We start from the raw sequence: 9,905 nt of genomic DNA on the forward strand, positions 1-9,905 counted from the left end.
TGTACCGGAAGGTGCGGCTGGATCACCTCCTTTCTAAGGAGTAAGCATGCATGTCTGTTCCCGCGCTTTCCCCCTCGGCGCACCCCCCTTATAGGGGGGGTTATTTTTTGACTCCCCTTGTCCCTCCTCTGGACCGAGACCCGCAGGAGGGTATACCCTTAGGGACATGTACGAGGGGAAGATCCTCTACGAGGGGCTCACCTTTGACGACGTCCTCCTCCTGCCGGACTACTCCGAGGTCCTGCCCAAGGAGGTTTCCGTCAAGACCCGGCTCACCAAGCGGCTTGCGCTCAACATCCCCATCCTCTCCGCCGCCATGGACACGGTGACGGAGGCAGAGATGGCCATCGCCATGGCCCGGGAGGGGGGGCTTGGGGTCATCCATAAGAACCTCCCCATAGAGGCCCAGGCGGCCATGGTGCGCAAGGTGAAGCGCTCCGAGGCGGGGATGATCCAAGACCCCGTGACCCTGCCCCCCACCGCCACCCTGGAGGACGCCGAGCGCCTCATGCGGGAGTACCGCATCGGGGGGCTTCCCGTGGTGGACCTCTACGGCAAGCTCCTGGGCCTCGTGACCAACCGCGACCTCCGCTTTGAGCGGGACCTGAAGCGCCCCGTCACCGAGGTGATGACCCCTTTAGAGCGCCTCATCACCGCCCCGCCCGGCACCACCTTGGAGGAGGCGGAGGAGATCCTGCGCAAGCACAAGGTGGAAAAGCTTCCCCTGGTGGACGAGTCGGGGAGGCTTAGGGGGCTTCTCACCCTGAAGGACATCGTCAAGCGCAAGCAGTACCCCAACGCCGCTAAGGACGCCTTGGGCCGGCTTTTGGTGGGGGCAGCGGTGGGGGCGAGCAAGGACCTGCCGGAAAGGGCCCAGGCCTTGGTGGAGGCGGGGGTGGACGTCTTGGTCCTGGACTCCGCCCACGGGCATTCCAAGGGGATCCTCGAGGCCCTGGCCTACCTCAAGGAGACCTTCGGCGACAAGGTGGAGGTCATCGCCGGGAACGTGGCCACCCGGGAAGGGGCGAGGGCTCTGGCGGAGCGGGGGGCGGACGCGGTGAAGGTGGGCATTGGGCCCGGTTCCATTTGCACCACCCGGGTGGTGACGGGGGTGGGGGTGCCGCAGATCTCCGCCATCCTCGAGGCGGTGGCCGGGGTGGAGGGCCTGGACGTCCCCATCATCGCCGACGGCGGCGTCAAGTACACCGGAGACGTGGCCAAGGCCATCGCCGCCGGGGCCCACACGGTGATGCTGGGAAGCATGCTGGCGGGCACGGACGAGGCCCCGGGGGAGGAGGTGCTCAAGGACGGGCGGCGCTACAAGCTCTACCGGGGCATGGGCTCCTTGGGGGCCATGCGCCAAGGCTCCGCCGACCGCTACTTCCAAGACCCGGGCAAAGGTTCGGAAACAGAGGCCAAGAAGCTCGTCCCCGAAGGGATTGAGGGCATGGTGCCCTACAAGGGGCCGGTGGCGGACGTGCTTTACCAGATCGTGGGGGGCCTGAGGAGCGCCATGGGCTACGTGGGTGCCCCGGACATAGAAACCTTCCGCAAGAAGGCCCGCTTCGTGCGCATGACCATGGCCGGGCTCATTGAAAGCCACCCCCACGACGTGGTGGTGGTGAAGGAGGCCCCCAACTACTCCCGCTAGTCGCCGAAGAGCTTCCGGAGCGCCTCGGCGCCACTCCCTTTGCGGGCCAGGCGGTAGGCGCCTTCCTTTTCCTCTAGAAGCCCTTTGGCCACCAGGGCTTTGAGCGTGTCCTCAAGCTCTTTCTTGGAGAAGGGCTCGCCTTCTTCGTCCAGGTAGCGCTGGATGTCCTTGAAGCTGGCGAAGCGGAGCGCCTCCACCGCCCGCATGACCCAGGCCTCGCGGTCCATGGCACCATCCTACCCCGCCCGGCGTGGCATCCTTGGGCCATGGACCCCTACCGGGAGTACCAGGACTACGTGGTGGCCTCGAGGCTCCTCATCGCCCGGGGCCTTTCCCGGGAGGTGCTTAGCCTCGCCCAGTACGCCCGGCTCCGCTTTAAGCGCCTGGAGCTCGCCGCCTCGGGAAGGCTTATGGCCTTGGAGCACCTGGACCAGAGGCTCCGCTTTGGCTTCTGGAGCAACCCCTTGCGCCTCAAGGAGGCCTTGCGCTGGCTTGGGGATGCCCCCTACCTGGAAAGCCCAGTGGCCTTTGAGGCCCTGCTTTACCCCGAGGAGCGAAGGAGGCTCCGCTACCCGGGGCAGGCGGGGGCGTACTACCTGGGCTGGCTCCGCCTGCCCGCCCTCCTCATGGACCCCGTGGCCTTTGAGGAGGCCCTCCGGGAGCAGGAGGCGCGCCAGAAGGAGCTTCCCCTTTTCCTCAACGCCTTCCACCGGGTGCCGGGGGTTTAGTGCCCCTTTTCCCGAGGTCCTTGACCCTCTCCCCGGGGGCGTGTATAATCCGGGGAACGACGCGCATATCTTTGCCTACACCAGTCCCCCTAGCCCAACGAAGGAGCCGAAGATGACCTGGAAGGAAGCCTACCCGGATATCCCCCTAGGCCAGGACGCCTGTGGCATCATCGCCATGGCGGAGAAGAGCGGCAAGCCCTCCCACCGCATCGTGCGGCGGACCCTGGAGAGCCTCTACCGCATGGCCCACCGAGCGGGGGCCATCCGGGGAGAAGGGGACGGCACGGGAATCCAGACCGACATCCCCCGGGAGCTTTGGGCCCGCTTTTTGGAAGAGGCGGGGCTTGAGCCCGAGCTGGCCTTCAACCCCCGCTTCTTCGTGGGCCACTTCTTCCTCCCCAAGGGGGAAGAGGCCCGGGTGGAGGAGTTCTTCACCCTCCTCAAGCGGGAGGGGCAACGGCTGGGCGTGCGGCCCGTCCACTTCCGCCGGGGGGAGGTGGTGAGCGGGGTCTTGGGCCCCGTGGGGCGGCGCACCGAGCCCATCTTCCTCCAGGTGGCGGGGCTTAGTCCGGACGGGGATGGGCCCCTTTGGGAGCTTGGGCTTCGCCTCGAGGCCTTCTTCCCCGTGCACGTGGTTTCCCTTTCCACCCACAGCGTGGTCTACAAGGTGCGGGGGGCGGCGGAGCTTTTAAAACGCTACTACCCGGAGCTTTCCCGCCCCGAGTTCAAGAGCACCATCGCCTTGGGGCACAACCGCTACTCCACCAACACCCTTTCCACCTTTGAGCAGGTCCAGCCCTTTGGGCTTTTGGGCCACAACGGCGAAATCAACACCATTGAGCGCCTAAGGCGGGAGATGGACCATCTGGGCATCCCCCGCACCGGGGGCTCGGACTCCCAGGACCTAAACCGCATGCTGGAGGGGCTCATCTACCGCTACGGCCTCTCCTTGCCCGAGGCCATGGACCTGGTCTTCCCCCCGGTTTTGGGGGAGGTGAAGGCCCTGCCCGAGGAGCTCCAGGACCTTTACCTGGCCCTAAGGCAGCGCTTTGGTCCCCTGGCCCAAGGGCCTGCCGCCATCGTGAGCCGCCACCGGGACGAGGCGGTCTTCGCCACGGACGCCATGGGCCTAAGGCCCCTTTGGCAGTTTGAAACTCCCTACGAGATCGTCTTCTCCTCCGAGCGGGGCGTCTTCAACGCCGAGGAGTTCGTCACCGAGCCCAAGCCCCTGGCCCCGGGGGAGAAGGTCTACCTGCGCCTCACGCCCGAAGGCCCAAGGGTCCTGCCCTTTGACCGCCACCAGCGCCAGGTTTTGGAGAGGACCCTGGCCCGCACCCCGGTGCAGGGCTACCGGGTCCACCTCGGGGGGCCCATCCGCCAGGCCCCGCCCCCCGTGGCCGGGGGAAGCGGGGTGGAGGTGGAGGAGAAGCCCGCCCCGCCCCCCTTAGGTCTGGAACGCGCCTTCGGTTGGGACCGCTGGGACGGGGCCTACCTCGAGGCCCTGGCCAAGACGGGCAACGAGCCCATCGGCTCCTTGGGCTACGATGGCCCCCTGGCCGCTTTAAACCCCGAAAAGCCCAACCTTTCCGAGTTCTTCAAGGAGACCGTGGCGGTGGTGACCAACCCCGCCATTGACCGCGAGCGGGAGATTGAGCACTTCTCCACCCGCACCCTCCTGGGCCGCCGTCCCTTGCCCGATGGGCGGGGCGGGGGAGAGGTGGTGGAGCTCCTCCTCCCCATCGTCCTGGAGTCCGATCCCGGCTTGGCGGAGGCCTTTGGCACCCTCACCCTGGCCGAGGTGCGCGCCCGCTTTAAGACCCGCACCCTGGTGCCCCAGTTCACCGTGGAGGAGGGGCTTCTCGCTGGGCTCAAGCGCCTGGAAGAGGAAGCGGTAAAGGCGGTGGAGGAGGGGGCCGAGGTCCTCATCCTCTCCGACCGGGAGGCCTTCCAGGGAGGCGTGTGGATTGACATCGGCTTGGCGGTGGCGGCGGTGAACCGGGCCCTCCTCAAGCGGGACGCCGAGGGGATCGCCTTAAGGCGGCGTACCTCCCTCCTCGTCCACTCCGGGGGTGTGCGCAACCTGCACGACGTGGCCTTCCTCCTGGGCCTGGGGGCGGAGGCGGTGGCGCCCTGGCTTTTGGAGGAAAAGGCCAGGGCCTTGGAGGGGCGCAAGGGGGTGGCGAACGCCCTCGAGGCCCTTCGCAAGGGCCTGGAGAAGGTCATCTCCACCATGGGCATCCACGAGCTCCGGGGGTATGGGAGGATCTTCAGCTCCATCGGGCTTAAGCCCGAGCTGGCGGAGTATTTTGGCACCCGGAACTTCCTGGGCTCGGAAGCCGCAGGCTACGGCTTTTTGGAATTGGAGCGCACCCTTTTGGAGCGGGAGGGCTTCCTGCGGGCGGAAAAGGTCCTGCCCGCCAAGGACTTCCGCTTTAACCCGAGGATTTACAAGGCCGCCCAGGAGGTGGCCTCGGGCCAGGCCCCCTACAGCCACTTCCAGGAAAAGGTGCACTCCTTGGAGCGGGAAAGCCCCGTGGCCGCCCGGCAGCTCTTGGAGGTGCGCTTCCCCGAAAGGAGCGACGTGGCCCCGGAGGAGGTGGACCTCTCCGTGGGGGGGCATTCCCTGCCCTTCCTCATCAGCGCCATGAGCTTCGGCTCCCAGGGGGAGGCCTCCTTCCGCGCTTACGTGGAGGCGGCCAAGCGCCTCAACATGCTCTGCATCAACGGGGAGGGTGGGGAGATCCCCGATATGCTCGGCAAGTACACCCACTGGCGGGGGCAGCAGGTGGCCTCGGGCCGCTTCGGCGTCCACGCCTATATGCTGAACTCCGCCAGCGTCATTGAGATCAAGATCGGCCAGGGGGCCAAGCCCGGGGAGGGCGGCCACCTGCCCGGCAAGAAGGTCTCCCCCAAGGTGGCGGCCGCCCGCAACGCCGTGCCCGGGGTGGACCTCATCAGCCCCTCCAACAACCACGACCTCTACTCCATTGAGGACCTGGCCCAGCTCATAGAGGAACTCAAGACGGTGAACCCCAAGGCCCTGGTTTCCGTAAAGGTGCCCGTGATTCCCGGCATCGGCACCATCGCCGTGGGCATCGCCAAGGCGGGGGCGGATGTCATCACCCTTTCCGGCTTTGAGGGGGGCACGGGGGCAGCAAGGCTCCACGCCCTCAAGTACGCCGGGCTTCCCGTGGAACTGGGGGTGCGCCGGGCCCACCGGGCCCTGGTGCGGGCGGGCTTGCGGGACAAGGTGGAGATCTGGGCCGACGGGGGGCTCAAGACCGCTTACGACGTGCTCCGGATGGTCCTCTTGGGGGCGGATAGGGTGGGCATGGCCACCATGGCCATGGTGGCCATCGGCTGCACCATCTGCCGCGGCTGCCAGCTGGACACCTGCCACGTGGGCATCACCACGCAGATAGAAACGGTGGAGGAGGCCTTGGCCCACGGCCTCAAGCGCTTCGTGCCCCAGGACCTGGAGCGGGCGGTGGAGCACCTTACCCGCTTCTTCGGGGCCATGGGCGAGGCCCTTAGGGAGTTGGTGGCGGCCTTGGGGGCCCGTTCCCTAAGGGAGCTTCGGGGGCGCTCGGACCTCCTCTACCAGCGGGACCACCTGGAGGAGTTGGACTTAAGTTACTTCTTCGCCCCCGTGGAGGAGCCCGAGTGGCTCAAGGACACCTCGGCCCACGTGCTCCGGAAGCCTCTGAACCAGCTTACCCGCACCATCACCGAGGTGGTCATGGGGGCCTACGCGGAAGGGGGGAGGCGGCTTTTGTTCCAGGAGGGGCCGGTGGACTCCACGGACCGGGCCTTGGGCGCCCATTTGGCCGGGGAGATCGCCCGCAGGCGGCTTTACGGCAAGGGCTTTGAGGCGGAGGTGGAGCTCCGCTTTGACGCCGGGAGCATCGCCGGGAACGGCCTTGCCGCCTTCAACGTGGACGGGATGAAGGTGGTGGTGGAGGGCGGGGCCCAAGACGGGGTGGCCAAGAGCGCCTTCGGCGGCACCGTGGCCGTTCTGAAAGGGCGCAACCCCTACGGGGCCTACGTGGACGGTTCCGTGGGCAAGAGCTTTGCCTACGGGGCCATCGGCGGCCTCCTCATCGTGGAGGGGGTGGCGGATAGCCGCTTCTGCATCCGGCTTTCCGGTGCGGACGTGATCCTGGGCGGGGAGCCCGAGCGCCCCCTCAGGGACGACCTCGGCAACCTGGCCGCCCGGGCGCAGGCCAAGGGCTTCGCCTTTGAGTACATGACCCGGGGCCGGGCCTTGGTCCTGGGGGACCCTGGGCCTTGGATCTGCTCGGGGATGACGGGGGGAAGGGTTTACCTGCGCCACTGGCCGGAAATGGGCCTCACCGAGGAGGCCATGAAGCGCCGGCTGGCCAAGGGGGCCAAGGTGGCGGTGAAGCCCTTGGACGCTCGGGGGGTGGAGGACGTACGGGAACTCCTTTCCGCCTACATCGCCGTCCTTCGGGAGGCCAAGCGGGAGGAGAAGGCGAACCGGTTGGCGAAGCTCTTGGAAGACCCGGCGACCCACTTCCGGATGGTGGAGCCCGTGAGCCAGCAGGTGGAGCAAGGGGTGAGCACGGAGTAGCGGGCCTCGCAAGCCTAGAAGGCCAGGCCCCCGGAACCCCGGGGGCCTCGCCTTATGGACAGGGGGGTCTCCAAAGAGGTACATTTGTCCCGTGCATCCTGGGGCGCTCTTGGACCTCCTGAAACGCCGCACCGGCTTTACCGAGGCCCACGCCCGGCTCCTCGCCGAGCTGGGCCGGGTGATGACCCCCATCGCCCCCGAGGTGGCCTTGGCCTTTTACGATTACCTGGGGCGGGACCCCGAGCTTTCGGAGATCCTCCATGCCGTGCCGGGGAGGGTGGAAAGGCTTTACGGCACCTTCGCCCGCTGGTATGGCGACCTCTTCTCGGGGGTGTATGACGGGGCCTATGCGGAAAGGCGTCGGCGCATCGGCCTGGTCCACGCCCGGCTGGGGATTGGCCCAAGGGCCATGATCCCTGCCATGGGCATCGTGCAGGAGCTTTCCCTGGAGCACCTGCGCACCGCCCTTAGGGGTCCCGAGGTTTTTAGCGCCGTGGAGGCCTTTGAGAAGATCATTGCCATAGAGATTGGGCTGATTGAGGAGAGCTACCTCGAGGCCCTCTCCCTGGGGCTTTCCCTGGGCTACCGGGACCTCAAGGAGGCCTTGTCCCAAGGGGCGGCGGCCCTGCTCTCCTAGGGCTCCTTGGCCAGGTCGTTGAAGCGGACGTGCTGGGCGTGGAACTGGAGCTCCACCGTGCCCGTGGGGCCGTTTCGCTGCTTGCCCACGATGATCTCCGCCACCCCCGCCTTCTCCGAGTGGGGGTTGTAGTACTCGTCCCGGTAGATGAACATCACCAGGTCGGCGTCCTGCTCAATGGAGCCCGACTCCCTGAGGTCCGAGAGCATGGGGCGCTTGTTGGGCCTGGCCTCCACCGCCCGGGAAAGCTGGCTTAGGGCGATCACGGGCACGTTGAGCTCCCGGGCCAGGGCCTTGAGCCCGCGGGAGATGGCGGCGATTTCCTGCTGGCGGTTTTCCCCCTGTTTGCCGCCCCCGGGCCCGGACATGAGCTGCAGATAGTCAATGATGAGCAGGCCCACCCCGTGCTGGCTCTTGAGCCGCCGGGCGCGGGCGCGGAGTTCCATAAGGGTCAGGTCGGGGGTGTCGTCAATGTAGATGGGGGCTTCGGAAAGGCGGCCCGCCACGTCCACCAGGCGGGAAAAATCCCGGTCGGAAAGCTGCCCGAGGCGCACCCGGTTCATGTCAATGCGGGCCTCGGAGCACATCATGCGCAGGGTGAGCTGGGCGGCGGGCATCTCCAGGGAGTAGATGCCCACCCCTACCCCCTCCTTCAGGGCGGCGTGTTGGGCGATGGTGAGGGCGAAGGCGGTTTTGCCCATGGCGGGGCGGGCGGCGATGATGTTTAGGGAGCCCGGGGAGAGGGTGCCGATGAGCTGGTCTAGCTCCTTGAAGCCCGTACGCACCCCCGCCACCTCCCCCTTGTTCTGGAAGAGGGCCTCAATGTGCTCAAAGGTTTCGTGGACGAGCTCCCGCATGGCCCGGGCCTCGGTGTCCGTCTGGGTGAGGGCCACCTCGAGGATCTTCTTCCCGGCGGTGTCCAAAATCTCGTCCAGGCTCCCCGCCTCCTCGTAGGCCAGGCGCATGGCCTCCCCCGCCGCCTGGATGAGCTTGCGCAAGGTCCACTTCTCCGCCACGATGCGGGCGTAGTGCTCGGCGTAGGCGGCGGTGGGGGTGGCCTCGGAAAGCTGGACCAGGTAGCTTAGCCCCCCCACCCCCTCCAGCTCGTTCCGGCGGGAGAGCTCCTCGGCCAAGGTGACCAGGTCCACGGGCTTCCCCTGTCCCCTTAGGGCCTGCATGGCGGTGTAGATCTTGCGGTGGGCCTCGGTGTAGAAGGCCTCGGGAGAGGGGAGAAGGCCTTCCAGTTCGTCCAGGACGTCCGAGTCCAGGAGGATGGCCCCGAGGACGCTCTGTTCGGCCTCGAGGCTATGGGGTGGAATACGCCCTTCGGGATAACCCGGCAACTGGCCCATAAGCCTTACCAGGCTACGCCCAACCCCCCGCAGGATGCCAGGGGGCTTTCCTTGGGGGAAGGATTGCCTCTTTTCCGCCTCTCAGGGGGGCGGGGTAGGGTAGGGGTGTGCGCTGGCTTATCCTCCTGTTCCTCCTCGGCGCCTGCCGGGCCCAGGGGCTTCCCCCGGACTACGCCCTCTTGGCGCGGGGGGGCGTGGCCGAGCTCCGGCAGGTGGCCCTAGCGGGGGAAGGGTATGCCCGGATGCTGGCCGGTTGGCGCCTGGTGGGGGAGGAAGCGGTGCCCTTGGCGGAGCGGGCGGAGTTCGCTTGGCGCTACGCCCTCTTTTTGGAGGGGGCGAGGGCCTTTGAGCCGGGCTGGGAGGCCAAGGCCGCCTGGCGGGTGGCGGCGCCTCTTCTGGAGGCCGCCCAGGACCCCAGGGCCTTTTCCGCTTGGGAGAGGCTTCTGCCCGAGGATGAGGCGGTGGCGGCCCTTTTGCGCCTTGGGGAGGGGGAGAGGCTTTGGGAAGCCCTTTTCCGGGGCCGGGCTTACGAGGCCCTCCTGGAGGTTCTCCCTCCCGGGACGAGGCGGGACCTTTGGGCCCAGGCCCTTTATCGCTTGGGCCGATACCGGGAGGCATTGCCCCATTACCGGGCTTGGGCGGAGGCGGAGCCCCGGGGGTTTTTGGGTCTGGGCTACGCCCTTTGGCGTCTTGGGCGGCGGGAGGAGGCCTTGGAGGCCTTTGCCCGTTACCCCCATCCCGAGGCCCGCTACGCCCAGGGAAGGGTTCTGGAGGAGATGGGCCGGGTGGAGGAGGCCTTGGCCCTTTATCGGGAAAGCACCCCCGAGGGCCTTTGGCGGGCCACGGCCCTCCTGGAACGGCTTGGGCGCAAAGGAGAAGCCCTTCCCCTCTACCTAGAGCTTGCCCGCACGGAAAGCCCTTACGCCGACGACGCCGCCTTGCGGGC

Annotated in this window: 7 protein-coding genes; 5 read left to right on the plus strand and 2 right to left on the minus strand. The window is 67.4% G+C overall.

Annotated features, from left to right (window positions below):
• The first annotated feature begins 166 nt into the window (after positions 1-166).
• On the plus strand, positions 167-1,651 hold the full coding sequence (guaB, locus tag QT17_RS03625; protein WP_039456471.1) for an IMP dehydrogenase: 1,485 nt from the start codon (positions 167-169) through the stop codon (positions 1,649-1,651).
• Here the strand turns inward: guaB and QT17_RS03630 are convergent.
• Positions 1,648-1,878 carry a hypothetical protein gene (locus tag QT17_RS03630; RefSeq protein ID WP_039456473.1) on the minus strand — a complete coding sequence of 77 codons (231 nt, stop codon included), beginning with the start codon at positions 1,876-1,878 and terminating at the stop codon, positions 1,648-1,650. The two genes, guaB and QT17_RS03630, sit on opposite strands and share 4 nt — an antisense overlap.
• Before the next feature lie 39 nt (positions 1,879-1,917).
• Between QT17_RS03630 and QT17_RS03635 the strand changes: the two genes are divergently transcribed.
• The 3 genes from QT17_RS03635 to QT17_RS03645 all read left to right on the plus strand — a co-directional run bounded on the left by QT17_RS03635 (position 1,918) and on the right by QT17_RS03645 (position 7,607).
• Positions 1,918-2,379, plus strand: coding sequence for a hypothetical protein (locus QT17_RS03635; RefSeq protein WP_039456475.1), 462 nt, complete (start codon positions 1,918-1,920; stop codon positions 2,377-2,379).
• Between the two features lie 112 nt (positions 2,380-2,491).
• Positions 2,492-6,970: a glutamate synthase-related protein gene (locus tag QT17_RS03640; RefSeq protein WP_039456477.1), complete on the plus strand. Its 4,479-nt coding sequence runs from the start codon at positions 2,492-2,494 to the stop codon at positions 6,968-6,970.
• A gap of 91 nt (positions 6,971-7,061) precedes the next feature.
• Positions 7,062-7,607 carry a protoglobin domain-containing protein gene (locus QT17_RS03645; RefSeq protein WP_039456480.1) on the plus strand — a complete coding sequence of 182 codons (546 nt, stop codon included), beginning with the start codon at positions 7,062-7,064 and terminating at the stop codon, positions 7,605-7,607.
• Here the strand turns inward: QT17_RS03645 and dnaB are convergent.
• The gene (gene dnaB, locus QT17_RS03650; RefSeq protein WP_039456482.1) at positions 7,604-8,959 is read right to left on the minus strand and encodes a replicative DNA helicase; all 1,356 of its coding nucleotides are present in this window, start codon (positions 8,957-8,959) and stop codon (positions 7,604-7,606) included. The two genes, QT17_RS03645 and dnaB, sit on opposite strands and share 4 nt — an antisense overlap.
• Positions 8,960-9,066: 107 nt before the next feature.
• Here dnaB and QT17_RS03655 point away from each other — a divergent pair.
• A partial coding sequence (locus QT17_RS03655; RefSeq protein ID WP_039456485.1) for a tetratricopeptide repeat protein occupies positions 9,067-9,905 on the plus strand: 839 nt, incomplete at its 3' end.

It is taken from the genome of Thermus sp. 2.9 (assembly GCF_000794385.1).
In the GTDB taxonomy this organism is placed as follows: Bacteria; Deinococcota; Deinococci; order Deinococcales; family Thermaceae; genus Thermus; species Thermus thalpophilus.

Excerpts from the sequence above, each read along its gene's own strand:
- guaB (WP_039456471.1), top strand. The coding sequence starts at position 167 with ATGTACGAGGGGAAGATCCTCTACGAGGGGCTCACCTTTGACGACGTC.
- QT17_RS03630 (WP_039456473.1), bottom strand. The coding sequence starts at position 1,878 with ATGGACCGCGAGGCCTGGGTCATGCGGGCGGTGGAGGCGCTCCGCTTC.
- QT17_RS03635 (WP_039456475.1), top strand. The coding sequence starts at position 1,918 with ATGGACCCCTACCGGGAGTACCAGGACTACGTGGTGGCCTCGAGGCTC.
- QT17_RS03640 (WP_039456477.1), top strand. The coding sequence starts at position 2,492 with ATGACCTGGAAGGAAGCCTACCCGGATATCCCCCTAGGCCAGGACGCC.
- dnaB (WP_039456482.1), bottom strand. The coding sequence starts at position 8,959 with ATGGGCCAGTTGCCGGGTTATCCCGAAGGGCGTATTCCACCCCATAGC.